Raw genomic sequence first — 16,268 nt, 5'->3', positions numbered from 1 at the left:
AATTGTATTGTTTTCGTTATCTGTTTCTTTTTGATCAATTGTATTGTTTTCGTTATCTGTTTCTTTTTGATCAATTGTATTGTTTTCGTTATCTGTTTCTTTTTGATCAATTGTATTGTTTTCGTTATCTGTTTCTTTTTGATTAATTGTATTGTTTTCGTTATCTGTTCTTATATTATTTTTCATTTTTTATCCTTATTTAATTATTTTTTTATTTGTAAAATTTATTTGTAAAAAATAATAATTTTTTTATATAAAAAAAATTTTTTTAATATATTTATTTTTTTTAAATTATTTTTATATATTGTATATTATAAAAATATAATATATAATATTAGATATTTAAATAATAAAATTTTTATGATAGAAAAAAAATTTTTTATTTTTAATAAAAAAGTATATAATAATTTCTTTATCAAAGAAAGATTTGATGCTGGACTAATTTTAAAAGGATGGGAAGTAAAATCTTTAAGATTTAATAAAGGAACTATTATAAATAGTTATATAACTATTATAAATAAAAAAATTTATTTATATAATTTTGATATCAATCCGTTAAAAACGGTATGTAGTCATATTAATTTTAATTCAAAGAGAATTAAACAATTGTTGTTAAAAAAAAAAGAGATAAATTTGTTACAAAATTATATAAATTCTCAAGGTTTTACAATTGTTGTTATTGGTTTGTTTTGGAAAAAATCGTTGTGTAAAGCAAACATTGCAGTTGTTAAAGGTAAAAAAAAATATGATAAAAGAAATCTTTTAAAAAAGAAAATATGGAATATTAAAAAAATACGTTTATTAAAAAAAAATATTTAGGGGCTGATTGGATTTGACAAAATTATAAAACTTAAAGAGCATGTCAAGGTACGGTAGGCCTTGTAAAAAAACCGTTAAAGATAATTGCAGAAAATCAAAGCTACGCTTTAGCAGCATAAAAAACTGTTTAAAGTTCTGTTTCTTATTATTTTCTCTTTAATAAAAAGTAAACAGTCATAAATAAAAGAGATCGTATATAATTTGTCTAAAATTATATATTAAAGTAATAAGACTAGATAATAGTAAACTTTGTTTTATCAGTTTATATTATTAAAATTTTAGATAAAACTAAACATGTAGTTGCTAAGAGTGTAATAATTTTGGACGGGGGTTCGAATCCCCCCAGCTCCATTATAATTTAATTAAGTAAAAAATTTTGTTAAATTTTTCTTTCTAATACGGATGGATTTAGGTGTAATTTCTATTAATTCATCCTTTTGAATAAAATCTATTGCTGTTTCAACAGACATTTTTTTTATAGGAACTAAACTGATATGTTTATCCCTACCTGATGATCTTATATTAGTTAATTTTTTACTAATTAAACAATTAACGATAAGATTATTTGATTTATTATTAATTCCTATTATTTGTCCTTTATAAATTTTTTCTCCTGGAGAAATTAGTAATTTTCCTTTTGATTGTAAATTATATAATGCAAATGCAACAGCATAACCTTCTTTATTTGAAATTAATACACCATTATTTCTTTTCTCTATTATATCAAATTTATTTATATCATAATGACTAAAGAAAGAATTCATTATACCATTACCTGATGTTATATTTATAAATTCATTATGAAAACCAATTAATCCTTTACTTGAAATTAAAGCTTCAATTTCAATTTTATTATTATTTTTTAAAATAATATTATTTATTATAGCTTTTTTTTTATTTAATAGTTGAATTATTTGGCCTTTTTTATTTTGTATAAAATCTAAAATTAATATTTCAAATGGTTCTGTTTTTTTTCCGTTGATTATTCTAGATATGATTTGTGGTTTTGATATTAATAATTCAAATCCCTCTTTTCTCATATTTTCTATTAACATAGCTAGATGTAATTCTCCTTTTCCAGAAACTATAAAAATATTACTATTTTTTGTATGTTCTATTTTTAGAGCTACATCATATAAACAAACTTTATTAATTTTATTAAAAATTTTATTAGACGTTAAATTTTTTCCTTCTAATCCTGCAAATGGAGAATTATTAACTTGAAATAACATACTAATTTTTGGTTTTTCTATATTTAATTTTGGAAGAGATTTATAATAATTTATTGCACAAATTGTATCAAAAATATTAATTTTTTCAAATCCTATTCCTGCAATACCTACAATATCACCAGCTTTAGCATTATCAGTATAAATATTTTTTAATCCTATATTAAATATTATATATAAAACTTTAATTTTATTTATTTTATTATTTTTATCTTTAAATATTAAAGTTTGATTAATAACAACATTTCCTCTTTTTATTAATCCAATACAAATATTACCAATATAATTATTAAATTCTATTTGAGATATTTGCATTTGAAATGGTTTTTTAATTTGACATTTAGGATATGGAACATAATCAATAATAGTTTTATATATAATATTCATATTATTATGCATTTTATTTATATCATATCCTGACATGCCTTTTAAAGCTGAAGTATATATTATTGGGAAATTAATTTGATCATCTGAAGCATTTAAATCTATAAATAAATCAAATATTTTATTAATAACCCATTTTGTTCTTAGAAATTTTCTATCTACTTTATTTACTATAACAATAGGTTTAAATTTATATAGAAAAGCTTTTGATGTAACAAATCTTGTTTGAGGCATGGGTCCTTCAATAGCATCTACTAACAATAATACAGAATCTACCATAGATAAAACACGTTCTACTTCCGTACTAAAATCTGCATGTCCTGGAGTATCAATAATATTAATTTTATAACCTTTCCAAAATACAGATGTATTTTTTGAAAAAATTGTTATACCTTTTTCTTTTTCTAATTCATTAGAATCCATTAATCTATTATTATTTTTATTTTTTAATAAATTTTTAATATTTTTAAAATTATCAGATTCTTTTAATAATTGATCTATTAATGTTGTTTTTCCATGATCTATATGTGCTACAATAGCTATATTACGTGTTTTTTTCATAAAATCCTAATATAATAGTAATTTCAAAAATTAACTTAATTTTTTTATATATTATTACTAATATAATTATAAAATTTTATTCGGTAGTTATAATTATATTTTAATAATAAAGAAAATTTATTATGAATATTTTTTATTGATATATATATTAAATGTAATAAAATATTATATTTTTTTAAAAAAATATTATATACAGTATATAATGTAAATTCAGTTATTAATTTTATTAAATTCATATAATCTAAATAAATATTTTAAATATTTTATTTTAGGTTTAATTTTAAATGTTAAATATTCTTTATTAAGAATAATATTAGTTTTAATTTTTGTTAATTTATGATATAAAAACACTAATTTTTGATATTGTATTAATTTTTTTTTAATATTTATCCCTCCTCTAAAATTAAAATTATTTATATAATTTATATTATTATAAATATTTTTTAAATTTCCTAATTTATTAATTAATTTTTGACCGATTTTTTTTCCTATTCCTGGAACTCCAGGAATATTATCTATAGAATCCCCACTTAACGCTAATAAATCGCTAATAAATTTTGGGTATACTCCATATTTAAGATATATTTCTTTTGGTCCAGAAATAGAATAGTTAATTGGATTTATTATTTTAGTATTTTTTGTAACTAATTGAGCTATATCTTTATCTATACTAAAAATAAAAACAAAATAATTTTTTTTCTCTGCATATACTGATAAAGTACCAATTATATCATCAGCTTCTATATTTTTTATATATATAACATTATATCCCATAGCCTGTATAATTTTATACAATGGTTTAGTTTGTATAATTAAATTGTGAGGCATTTTTTTTCTATTTAATTTATATTCATTAAAAATTTTTTGTCTAAAAGATTTTCCCTTAGTATCAAAAATAATTAAAAAATAACTATTAACATTCATTTTTATAATTTTATTAAACATATTAATAAAACCATAAATTGCTCCAGTAGGATATCCATGACTATTAGTCAAATTAGGTAAAGCATAATACGCACGATATAAATAAAATGTTCCATCTATTAAAATTATTTTTTTTTTCATATATATTTATTATTTTTAATACTAAATATTATCTTTTTTATTTTTTTAAAAGTTTTAATATTAAATTTATATAATGTGAATAAAAATGATCTTTATAAACAGCATATAATGAAGATAAATTAATTATATATTTATTATTAATAAAAATATTTGGGACTAAATTTATATCTAATTTTTCAACTAAATCATAATCTTTTTCAAATAATATTTTTGCAATATTACTATCCCATGCAGCATCAAATGCATTTTCAGTTATACCTGTAACTTTTACAAAAAGTTTTTTTATGGATTTATAATCATGTATTGTATTAGTATTATGAATACCGTCAAAAATAGGACCTATAACTTTATTTTCTACATTTAATATTTTAGCAACAACCCAAGCATAACCTAATAAAGTAGCAAATCCATTTTCTTGTCCAATTTTACTATAATGAATTTTTATAATTTTAGTATTTTTAGGTATTTTATTTATAAAGATTTTTTTATTAATATTTTTGTAAAATTCATAACAATGAGGACATAAAAATGAAAAAAATTCTACTATAACTGGTTTATTATTAAATTCTTTATTATATAATAATTGATCTTCTTTTGTTAAAACTTCATAAAATGGTTCTTTTGGTGGATTTCTATATGCAAAACAATTATTAGATGTAACTAATAATAAAAATAACATACTAAAAAATAATATACTTTTTTTTTTTATATTTATCATAGTTTTATCACTTTTAATTAAAAAGATTAATATGATGACTATCTATATCTATTAAATAGTTAAAGTTAAACTATTTTGAAAAAATTTATTAATTTTATATTAAAACTTTTAATATTAATATTAAAAGTTTTATATTAAAAAATAACATTTTTTAAAAAAAAAATCAAATTATTTATATCATCTGGTAATACTGTATTTAATTTTATATAAGTTTTATAAAATGGATGTATAAATTTTATATGATATGCGTGTAGAGCTTGTCTATTAATTATTTTTTTAATTTTATTTTCATAAATTTTTGTTTTATTAAAAATATTATGATTTTTATAAATTTTATCACCAATTATACTATGTTTAATATGAGATAAATGTACTCTAATTTGATGAGTACGACCTGTTGTTAATTGAATTTTTAAATGAGTATAATTTTTAAAAATATTTTTTACAAAAATTTTTGTCATAGAAGGTTTTCCTAATGGATGTACATTCATATAAATATTATTTTTTTTATAAATACGTTTTATTGGTAAATTAATGATTTTATTATTTTTAATAATTCCATTAACAATAGCTTCATAATTTCTAATTATATTATGATTTTTAAGTTCTTGTTTTAAAAAAAAATAAGAATTTATATTTTTAGCTATTATCATTAATCCTGTGGTATCTTTATCTAATCTATGTATAATTCCTGCTCTAGGAATATTTCTTGCGTATGGATAATAATATAATATTGCATTAAATAAAGTATTTTTTGTATTTTTAGTACCAGGATGTACAATAATATTAGAATTTTTATTAATAACTAAAATATGTTTATCTTCATAAATAATATTTAAAATTATATTTTGTGCTTGCCATACAATTTTTTTTTTACAAAAAACAGTATTAATTTTAATAATATCTCCTATAAAAACTTTTTTTTAGGAATATTAATAATATTATTATTTATTATAACTTTATTGCACAGTATAAAATTTTTTATTTCTGTTCTAGAGAATTGTAAAATTTTTTTAGTAAGAAAAACATCTAATCTTTGTTTATTATATAAACAATCAACTTTTAAAACTAAATTAATATTTTTCATTTATTTAAGAAATATAAATTATATATTATATTAAGTATATAATATTTATACTATAATATATAAAAAAAATGAAAAATTATATCTGTAAAAAAATATTATTAATTAATATGTTCATATTTATATTATTAACTACATTAAATTGTAAATATAATACATACGAAGAAAAATATTTCAATATTTTTTTAAAAACAGAGTATATAAAAGCTATACAACTATTATCTGATAAAAAATATGATAAAGCTTTATTAAAATTTGAAGATTTATATTTAAAATATCCATATAATATATACACTGAAAAAGTTTTAGTTTTTTTAATTTATATAAATTATTTAGAACATAATTTTTTAGTGGTTTTAGAATTAATTGATGAATTTTTACTATTATACGATTCTTCTAATTTTACAAGTTATATTTTTTATATTAAAATTCTTGCAGAATTATCTTTAGATACTAATAATACAATACAAAATTTATTCAAAACTAATAGAAATTATTGTAATCCGTTTTATACTAAATTAGCTATTAATGATACAAAATTTTTTTTTAAAAAATATCCAAATAGTATTTATAATATTTTTTTAAAAAAAAAATTAATTTATATGATAAAACGTATGAAAATTTTTGAATTAAATATTATTAGATATTATTATCAACAAAAAAAATATTTATCAACAATTAATAGATGTTTAATCTTTTTAAAAGATTATCCATATGATAATAATTTAATAAAAAAAATTTTAAATAATTCCTTAAATAAATTAAAATAAATTTTTTATAATAATTAACATAAAGAACTTATTATTTTAAAAAATAAGTTCTTTATGTTTTTTCTAAATAAATTTATTTTTTTTAATTAATAAATTATTTATACTTATTTAAATTCATTTTTTATTTTGGTAAATATATTTTTTATTTTATCTAGTTTATTATTTTTAATTAAAAAAAATAAATGATTTATAAAATTTAAATATTTTTTAATATTTTTTTTATTATTTTTAAATTGTAATAAAATATTTCTATATAATTCTTTATTATCAATAAAAAAATTATTAAAAATAAATAAATGTAAATCATTTATAGATTTTGATAGAATAGATATTTCGTTTAATGAAATTTTATTTATAGTAAATAAATTAATATATGTAAATACCAAAAAATATTTTAAAGATTCTATAAAAAATATATATTGATCATGTTTTATGATATTAATATTATATATACTTATCCCCCAAACTTTTATTTGTTTTAAAAACCAAGAATATATGGTTTTATTTCTTCCATGAAGATACATTATAGATTCTTTTAAAAAGAAATTTTTTTTTATATTAAATAATGGATATAAACCTAAAACAGGTCCTTTATATATTTTTAAAATCATATTAAATGATATTTTTTTCATAGGAGATAAATCAATGATAATACAATTTTTAGGTAAAATTAATAATTTTTTAACAATTTTTTTTAAACAATATATTGATACATTAATAATAACCATTCCTATATTATTAAAAATATGATTTATATCATTATTTATATTTAAATTTTTTTCTTTAATATAATGAATACTATAGCCTGTTAATATTAACATTTTTTTAAAAAAATTACCTATTTTATTATTACTAATAATAAGTATTTTAGGAAAATCTGGTTTTATATTTTTAAAAATTTTAGTTTTTTCATGAACATATGATTCATTAATTATACGATATAATATATCTTCTATAAAATCAGGAGATATTCCTTTTTTTATTGCTTCTTTTTTTCTTAATGTAATTATATTTTTTTCTCTTTCTGGAATGTATATAGGTAATCCATTTTTATATTTTATTAATCCAATTTTTTTAACTAAATCTATTCTTTTTTTTAAAATATTTAATAGTTCTTTATCTAAAATATCTATTTGGTTACGTAATAAATTTATTTGATTAATCATATTATTTTTATATTTATATTAAAAATATTTTATTTAAAAAAATATTTTTTAAATATTAAATTTAATTCATTATCTATTTCTAACAAAATTTTTTTTGTAGATAAAAAATCTAAACATCCATCCGTAATTGAAATTCCATATTTTAATTTATCATTATTTTTCATATCTAAAATCTGATTTCCTTGATAAATATAACTTTCTATCATTATACCCATAATAGATTTATTACCTTCTTTAATTTGAGAAATTATAGATTTCATTATTGAAACTTGTTTTTTATAATCTTTATTAGAATTTCCATGATTACAATCTATCATAATTTTAGATTTTAACTTGACATTCAATAAATTTTTTTCACATTTAATAATATCATTTTTATGATAATTAGGTTTTTTACCACCTCTTAAAATAATATGACAATTTTTATTTCCTTTAGAATGTGCTATATATAACTTTCCATTTTCATCAGAACTTATAAAATGATGTTTTATAGCTGATGCTTGAATTGCATTAATTGCTGAATTAATATCACCACTTGTATTATTTTTAAAACCTACTGGAATATCTATTAGAGAAGATACTTCTCTATGAATTTGAGATTCTACTGTACGCGCTCCAATAGCAACCCAACTTAATAAATCATCAATATATTGATATGTATTAAGATCTAATATTTCAGTTGCTAATAAAATATTTTTAATAGCTAATTTTATTAATAATTTTCGTGCTAAATATAATCCTTTATTTATATTAAAGGTATTGTTCATATATGGATCATTAATTAATCCCTTCCATCCTAAAATTGTTCTAGGTTTTTCAAAATATACTCTCATAACAATATATAAATTTTTTACTTTTAAAGATAAATTTTTTAATAAATTTCCATATTCTATGGCTTCTTTAATATTATGTATTGAACATGGTCCACAAATAATTAAAATTCTAGAATCTTTACCCTTAATAATATTTGATATAATTTTACGTGACATTATTATATTATTTTTAATATCTTGAGATATTGATAATTTATTTTTTAATTCTTTAGGAGTAATTAAATGATTTTTATTATCAAAATTATTTTTTTGCATAATAAAATATCCACATATTAAATTTTTATTGCATAAAAATAACATATTTATTCTATAAGATTCAATAAAATTGAACATTTAATTTTAAGATATAAATTTAAAATAGTAATAATTTTTTTATAACTAAAATATTATAAATAATATTTATAATTATAATATTTTTTATATAAAAATTTTATTAGGAAATATTCAATGAATAAATTATTTAAAAAAAATACTATAGAATCTATACAATTAGACAAATTTGCAGAAAATGCTTATTTAAATTATTCTATTTATGTAATTTCTGATAGGGCATTACCACATATAGGAGATGGATTAAAACCAGTTCAAAGAAGAATTATATATGCTATGTCTGAATTAGGATTAAAATCTTCATCTAAATATAAAAAATCTGCTAGAACTATTGGTGACGTAATAGGAAAATATCATCCACATGGAGATATAGCATGTTATGAAGCAATGGTTTTAATGGCACAAAATTTTTCTTATAGATACCCCTTAATAGAAGGGCAGGGTAATTGGGGGGCACAAGATGATCCAAAATCATTTGCTGCAATGAGATATACAGAATCTCGATTATCAAAATATTCTAATATTTTATTAAATGAAATAGAACAAGGTACAGTAGATTTTATTCCTAATTTTGATGGAACATTATTAGAACCTAAAATATTACCTGCATGTTTACCTAATATTATCTTAAATGGATCAACAGGTATTGCAGTAGGAATGGCTACAGATATTCCTCCTCATAATATTGGGGAAATATCGAATGCATTAATTAAAATTATTGATTATCCTAATATTAAATTAAATGATATTTTAAATATAATACAAGGTCCAGATTTTCCAACAGGAAGTGAAATTATAACAGCAAAAGATGAAATATATAAAATATATAAAAAAGGTAAGGGTTCAATAAAATTAAGAGCAATATGGGAAATTAAAGATAATTCAGTAATTATTACATCATTACCATATCAAATTTCAGGAATACGTATTATTGAACAAATTACTACACAAATGAGAAATAAAAAATTACCAATGATTGAAGATATTAGAGATGAATCTGATTATGAAAATCCAACAAGAATAGTAATTACTATTCGTAATAATTTTAGTTATTTAAAAATTGAAAAAATTATGTTACATTTATTTTCTATTACAGATTTAGAAAAAAGTTATCGTATTAATTTAAATATGATTGGTTTAAATAATAAACCATCTGTAAAAAATTTAATTGAAATATTATCAGAATGGATTTTTTTTAGAAAAATAATAATTAAGAAACGTTTAAATTTTAATTTAAAAAAAATAGTTCAAAAATTACATATTATAGAAGGATTATTAATTGTATATTCAAATTTAGAAAAATTTATTCAAATTATTAGATTAAATTTAGATCCTAAATCTATTTTTAAAAAAAAATTTCATTTAACTAATCTTCAAATAGAAACTTTATTAAATTTTAAACTACGTTCTATTTCGTTAATAGAAGAAAATAATTTAAGAAATCAAAAAAAAAAATTGGATATAGAACATAAAAATATTATAAAAATATTATCTTCAGAGAAAAAAATTAATACTTTACTAAAACAAGAAATATTATTAATTTCTAAAAATTATAGTGATCAACGTCGTTCAATTTTTAAAAAAAGGAAAGAAGCGAAATTATTAAATGAATCAGAATTAATTTCAAGTGAACCTATTACTATTATTTTATCAAAAATGGGATGGATTAGATGTGCTAAAGGACATACTATAGATCCTTTAAATCTACATTATAAATCCGGGGATTCATTTTTACTTTCTATAAAAGGAAAGAAAAATCAGACTATGGTGATTTTAGATTCTACTGGACGTAGTTATAGTATTGATATCGTTTCTTTACCAGCAGCAAGAAGTCAAGGAGAACTTTTAAATGCTAAATTAAATATTTCTGAAGGATCTACAATAAAAAATTTATTAATAGAATCTAATAATAAAGAAATTCTTTTATCTGCTAGTTCAGGTTATGGTTTTATATGTAAATTTAATGATTTAATTGCTTGTAATAGAAATGGAAAATTATCTATTATTTTATCTAAAAATACAGAAATATTATCCCCTTTAATTATCAAAGATAATAATGATAAAATATTAACCGTATCTTTATTAAATAGATTTTTATTATTTTCAATAAATGAAATTCCTAGATTATCTAGAGGAAAGGGTAGTAGATTAATTTTCATTAATAAACAAGATTTTATTAAAAATAAAGATAAATTAAAATGGATATTTTTAATTAATAAAAATTCTTTAATTTACATAAAAACTAATACAGAACAATTTATTTTAAATTATAAAGAAATAAAAAAATTTTATTCTTTAAAAGGTAAAAAAGGTTTTTTTTATAAAAATATAAAAAATATTAAAGATATTTTTATTAAAAATAAAATTTAAAATTTTATTTTAACAAATTTTTAATTATTTAAATATTTAAAAAACATTATTTATTTTAAAAATAAATTCATTATAAATAATTATTTATATAAAATAAATAAATTAAATATTTTAATTTTAATAATGATTATATTAATATATATTTATTTTATAAAAATTAAAAATATATAATTATTCATATTTTTATATTTTAAAATTTTATGTAGGTTTAATAATATGAAAGTATTAAAATTTGGCGGTACTTCATTACAGAATGCAGAAAAATTTTTATTAGTATCAAATATAGTTAAAAATTATTTGAAAAAAGAAAAAATAGCTGTTGTCTTATCTGCTCCTGCAAATATTACAAATAATTTAGAATTAATGATTAATAAAATTTTAGAAAAAAAAAATTATAAAAAAGATTTTATATACATAAAAAATTTTTTTATAGATTTAGTTAATAATTTAAAAAAAAAAAATAATGATATAAATATGACCATTTTAAATGGTAAAATAAATAAAATTTTATCAAAAATAAAAAATTTGTTAAATGGTATTAAATATATTAATTATTGTCCAGATATAATTAAGGCAAAAATTTTATCACAAGGAGAAAATTTTTCTATTATTTTATTAGAATCTTTATTAATAATAAAAAAGTATAAAATATATATTATTTATCCAAAAAAATATTTATTAGCTTATGGTAATTATTTAGAATCTACTGTGGATATTAATAAAACTTATCAAAATATTAAAAAAATTAATTTATCTAATATTAATTTAATCTTAATGCCTGGATTTTCTGCTGTTAATAAAAATAAAGAGACTGTTCTATTAGGTAGAAATGGTTCAGATTATTCTGCTGCAATATTATCTGTTTGTTTAAAAGCTAATTGTTGTGAAATTTGGACAGACGTTAATGGTATTTATACTGCAGATCCTAATATTATATCTAATACACAATTATTAAAATTTATTAGTTATCAAGAAGCAATAAATTTATCATATTTTGGAGCTAAAGTAATTCATTATAAAACATTATTACCTATGTTAAAACAAAATATTCCTTGTGTTATAAAAAATATCATGGATATTAAAAATAATGGAACTTTAATTAATCATTTTAATATAAATCAACATTTATTACCAAAAATCAAAGGTATTACTGAATTAAAAAATATGTCAATGTTAAATATTTTTGGTAATCAGAATAAATATATGAAAAATATAATATCAAGAATATTATTTATTATATTTCAATCTAAAATACCTATTAATTTTATTACTCAATCATCTGAAGATTGTAATATTAATTTATTTTTAATGGATAAAAATATAGATAATCTAAAATCTATATTAGAAGAAAAATTTTATTTAGAATTTAAATTCAATTATATTAAACCAATAAAAATTATTAAAAATTTATCATTGATTACTTTAATTTTTAATAATATTAATTATTCTAAAAATATAATTTCTAATTTTTTACAAATATTTAAAATAACAAAAACAAATATTATTGGTATATCACAAAATATATTTCAAAATTATATTACTGTTGCTATAGATAAATATAATACAAATCGGATTATAAAAATAGCACATGAAATTTTATTTCATAAAAGTAAAATATTAGAAATTTTTATTATAGGTACTGGAGGTATTGGAAGTACCTTGTTACAACAAATTAATAATAACATAGATTTTTTTAAAAAAAAAAATATTTTTTTAAAGATTTATACTATTTTAAATACAAAGTATTCATTAATAGATTTTAATGGAATTAATATAAAAAATTGGCAAAAAAAAATCAAATATAATATTTCAAAAAATAATCAAATAAAATATTTATTACAAAATATTAAAAAACATAAATTAATTAATCCAGTTATCATTGATTGTACTTCCTCTCAAGAAATTGCAGATCAATATATTAATTTTTTAAACTCTGGTTTAAATATAATTGCTGTCAATAAAAAAGCAAATTCTTCCAGTATAAAATACTATAATGATATACGTTTAATATCAAGTAAATTAAATTTAAAATTTTTATATGAAACAAATGTTGGTGCTGGTTTACCAGTTATTAATACTTTAAAAAATTTATTAAAAACAGGTGATCAAATTAAAAAATTTATTGGAATTTTATCTGGATCATTATCATTTATTTTTGGTAAATTAGAAGAAGGAATGATTTTATCTAAATCCATAATAATGGCCCAAGAAATGGGTTTTACAGAACCAGATCCCCGTATAGATCTTACTGGTATTGATGTAGCTAGAAAATTACTTATATTAGCTAGAGAAATTGGTTTTCAAATAGAATTAAAAGATATTATTATTGAATCTGTTATACCTAGTAAATTAAATAAAAATAATTCTATTAAAGAATTTTTTTACTCTTTATCAGAAATAGATCAAATATATATGGAAAAAATTCAAAATGCAAAAAAAAATCATCAAGTTTTACGTTATATAGGAAGCATAAGTGATAAAGGTATATGTAAAGTAGAAATTATTAAAATTAATAATAATCATCCGTTTTTTAATATTAAAAATGGAGAAAATTCTTTTGCTTTTTATACTAATTATTATCAACCTTATCCTTTAGTACTTAGAGGATATGGTGCTGGTAATAATGTTACTGCAGCGGGGGTATTAACTGATTTATTGCATATTTTGAAATAAAAAAATAAGGAATTATTTATGATAAAAGTTTATTCTCCTGCCTCGATTGGCAATATCAATGTAGGTTTTGATACATTAGGAGTATCATTATCTAGAATAGATGGAGGAATTTTAGGAGATTTTATAACTATTTCTAATTCTAAAAAATTTCAATTAATAAATACAGGATTATTTTACAATGATTTACCAAAAAATAAATATGAAAATATTATTTTTAATTGTTGGATAAAATTTTGTGATAATATTGGTAAAAGAATTCCTGTTAAAATAATTTTAGAAAAAAATATCCCTGTAGCTTCAGGATTAGGATCTAGCGCATGCTCTATTGTTGCTTGTTTAAAAGCAATAAATTTATTTTTTGATAATCCATTAAATGATTTAGCTTTAATAAAGCTAATGGGTGAATTAGAAGGATTTTTATCTGGTAAAATACACTATGATAATATAGTACCATGTTTATTAGGAGGTATGAAATTAATATTAATTATCAATAAAAATAATGTAATTATTCAAGATTTACCAATTTTTAAAAATTGGTTTTGGGTAATTGCATATCCTGGTATAAAATTATCTACATTTAATTCTAGAAAAGTTTTACCAAAATTATATAAAAAAGAAATTTTAATTAAACAAAACCAATATTTAGCTGGATTTATTAATGCTATATACACTAAAAATGAATTTTTAGCAGCAAAATTGATGAAAGATTTTATAGCTGAACCATATAGAAAATTATTAATACAAAATTTTGATAAAATTTCTTATACAGCAAAAAAATTAGGTGCTTTAAGTTATGGTATTTCAGGATCAGGACCTACGATATTTAGTATTTTTAATAATTTAAATATTGCATATAATATGGTTAATTGGTTAAAAAAGAATTATTTAAAAAATAAAACAGGTTTTGTTCATATATGTAAAATAAATAACATAGGTACAAAAATTATGGAGAACAAATGAAATTCTATAATATTCATGATAAAAGAGAAAAAAAAACTTTTAGTCAAGTTTTAAAACAAGGATTAGGTATTAATAAAGGTTTATTCTTTCCAGAATATCTACCTAAATTAAATAATAAAACAGTTCAAAATATATTAAATTTAAATTTTATAGATAGAAGTCATTATATTCTTTCATATTTTTTAGAAAATGAAATAAGATCAGATATCTTACGAAAAAAAATACAACAAGCATTTAATTTTCCTTTAATATTAAAAGTTATTGATAATAATATTGCTTGTTTAGAATTGTTTCATGGTCCTACTTTAGCTTTTAAAGATTTTGGTGTACGTTTTATGGTACAAATGCTAAAATTTTTTAATCAAAAACAAAAAAAGAAAATTGTTATTTTAACTGCTACTTCTGGAGATACAGGTGCAGCTGTTGCTCATGCATTTTATAATATTAAAGATATTGAAGTAGTAATATTATATCCATATAAAAAAATTTCTCTTTTACAAGAAAAATTATTTTGTACATTAGGTAATAATATAAAAACTATTGCTATTAAAGGTAATTTTGATGATTGTCAAAAACTTATTAAAAAATCTTTTGAAGATATAGAATTACGAACAAACTTAAATTTAAATTCAGCTAATTCAATAAATATTAGTAGATTAATTGCACAAATATGTTATTATTTTGAAGCATTTAATCAAATACCTATAAGTCAAAGAAAAAAAAAAATAAATATATCAGTTCCTAGTGGAAATTTTGGTAATTTAACTGCTGGTTTAATAGCAAAAATTATGGGTTTACCAATAAATAAATTTATAATAGCAACTAATATTAATGATACAATTCCTAGATATTTAAAAACAGGAATTTGGGAACCTAAAAAAACTATACATACATTATCTAATGCAATGGATGTAAGTATTCCGAATAATTGGTCTAGAATTCAAGAAATTTTTAAAATAAATAATTGGAATTTAAATTTATTAAAATATAAATCTGTAACAGATTTAGAAACCATGCAAACAACAATAAATATGTTCAATCAATATCAATATATTTTAGAACCACATACAGCTGTAAGTTTTAATGTATTACAAAAATATATTTTAGAAAAAGATACTTTTAATATATTTCTTGGAACAGCTCATCCAGCAAAATTTCAAAATTATATTAATAATACTTTGCATAAAAAAATATTATTACCTGAAATTTTAATTAATTGTATAGAAAAAACAAATTTATCTTATAAATTACCGAATAATTTTTTAGTTTTAAAAAAATTTTTAATGCAAAATTATGTAAATTAAAC

Annotated in this window: 13 protein-coding genes and 1 other RNA gene; 7 read left to right on the top strand and 7 right to left on the bottom strand. The window is 18.1% G+C overall.

The annotated features are described in order from the left end of the window. Positions 1-360: 360 nt before the first annotated feature. Positions 361-819, top strand: a complete 459-nt coding sequence (smpB, locus tag GJT93_RS01960; RefSeq protein ID WP_168821924.1) for an SsrA-binding protein SmpB — start codon at positions 361-363, stop codon at positions 817-819. Beyond that, positions 819-1,173, top strand: a transfer-messenger RNA (tmRNA) gene (gene ssrA / locus GJT93_RS01955). The genes smpB and ssrA overlap by 1 nt, the downstream gene beginning before the upstream one ends. Before the next feature lie 8 nt (positions 1,174-1,181). Here ssrA and GJT93_RS01950 read toward each other — a convergent pair. The 5 genes from GJT93_RS01950 to GJT93_RS01930 all read right to left on the bottom strand — a co-directional run bounded on the left by GJT93_RS01950 (position 1,182) and on the right by GJT93_RS01930 (position 5,863). Further along, the gene (locus GJT93_RS01950) at positions 1,182-2,993 is read right to left on the bottom strand and encodes a GTP-binding protein (RefSeq protein WP_168821923.1); all 1,812 of its coding nucleotides are present in this window, start codon (positions 2,991-2,993) and stop codon (positions 1,182-1,184) included. 210 nt (positions 2,994-3,203) lie between these two features. Next, complete coding sequence (locus GJT93_RS01945) at positions 3,204-4,058, bottom strand: 5'-3' exonuclease (RefSeq protein ID WP_168821922.1); 855 nt, start codon at positions 4,056-4,058, stop codon at positions 3,204-3,206. 37 nt (positions 4,059-4,095) lie between these two features. Further along, positions 4,096-4,776 (bottom strand): DsbA family protein, encoded by a 681-nt coding sequence (locus GJT93_RS01940; RefSeq protein ID WP_168821921.1) that lies wholly within the window; start codon positions 4,774-4,776, stop codon positions 4,096-4,098. Between the two features lie 134 nt (positions 4,777-4,910). After that, positions 4,911-5,675 (bottom strand): RluA family pseudouridine synthase, encoded by a 765-nt coding sequence (locus tag GJT93_RS01935; RefSeq protein WP_343034343.1) that lies wholly within the window; start codon positions 5,673-5,675, stop codon positions 4,911-4,913. An 8-nt stretch (positions 5,676-5,683) separates the two neighbouring features. Next, positions 5,684-5,863, bottom strand: a complete 180-nt coding sequence (locus tag GJT93_RS01930) for a S4 domain-containing protein (protein WP_168821920.1) — start codon at positions 5,861-5,863, stop codon at positions 5,684-5,686. 107 nt (positions 5,864-5,970) lie between these two features. Here GJT93_RS01930 and bamD point away from each other — a divergent pair, with 107 nt between their 5' ends. Next, positions 5,971-6,630, top strand: a complete 660-nt coding sequence (bamD, locus tag GJT93_RS01925) for an outer membrane protein assembly factor BamD (protein ID WP_168821919.1) — start codon at positions 5,971-5,973, stop codon at positions 6,628-6,630. 104 nt (positions 6,631-6,734) lie between these two features. On the opposite strand, the gene tyrA is transcribed toward bamD, so the two are convergent. Together tyrA and GJT93_RS01915 are read right to left on the bottom strand one after the other, a co-directional pair. Next, a complete protein-coding gene (gene tyrA / locus GJT93_RS01920) occupies positions 6,735-7,796 on the bottom strand; it encodes a bifunctional chorismate mutase/prephenate dehydrogenase (protein WP_168821918.1) in 1,062 nt (353 codons plus the stop codon). Between the two features lie 29 nt (positions 7,797-7,825). After that, positions 7,826-8,884, bottom strand: coding sequence for a 3-deoxy-7-phosphoheptulonate synthase (locus GJT93_RS01915; RefSeq protein WP_168821917.1), 1,059 nt, complete (start codon positions 8,882-8,884; stop codon positions 7,826-7,828). A 192-nt stretch (positions 8,885-9,076) separates the two neighbouring features. Here GJT93_RS01915 and parC point away from each other — a divergent pair, with 192 nt between their 5' ends. From parC to thrC, 4 genes are all read left to right on the top strand, one after another. Beyond that, positions 9,077-11,329, top strand: a complete 2,253-nt coding sequence (parC, locus tag GJT93_RS01910) for a DNA topoisomerase IV subunit A (protein WP_168821916.1) — start codon at positions 9,077-9,079, stop codon at positions 11,327-11,329. A gap of 216 nt (positions 11,330-11,545) precedes the next feature. Further along, on the top strand, positions 11,546-14,002 hold the full coding sequence (gene thrA, locus GJT93_RS01905; RefSeq protein WP_168821915.1) for a bifunctional aspartate kinase/homoserine dehydrogenase I: 2,457 nt from the start codon (positions 11,546-11,548) through the stop codon (positions 14,000-14,002). An 18-nt stretch (positions 14,003-14,020) separates the two neighbouring features. Further along, positions 14,021-14,962: a homoserine kinase gene (gene thrB, locus GJT93_RS01900; RefSeq protein WP_168821914.1), complete on the top strand. Its 942-nt coding sequence runs from the start codon at positions 14,021-14,023 to the stop codon at positions 14,960-14,962. Next, the gene (gene thrC / locus GJT93_RS01895) at positions 14,959-16,266 is read left to right on the top strand and encodes a threonine synthase (RefSeq protein WP_168821913.1); all 1,308 of its coding nucleotides are present in this window, start codon (positions 14,959-14,961) and stop codon (positions 16,264-16,266) included. The genes thrB and thrC overlap by 4 nt, the downstream gene beginning before the upstream one ends. Positions 16,267-16,268 lie beyond the last annotated feature (2 nt).

It is taken from the genome of Enterobacteriaceae endosymbiont of Donacia provostii (genome assembly GCF_012570145.1).
Lineage (GTDB): Bacteria > Pseudomonadota > Gammaproteobacteria > Enterobacterales > Enterobacteriaceae.
The sequence above is the reverse complement of the archived record's forward strand: the minus strand, read 5'-3'. Positions and strand labels throughout refer to the sequence as shown.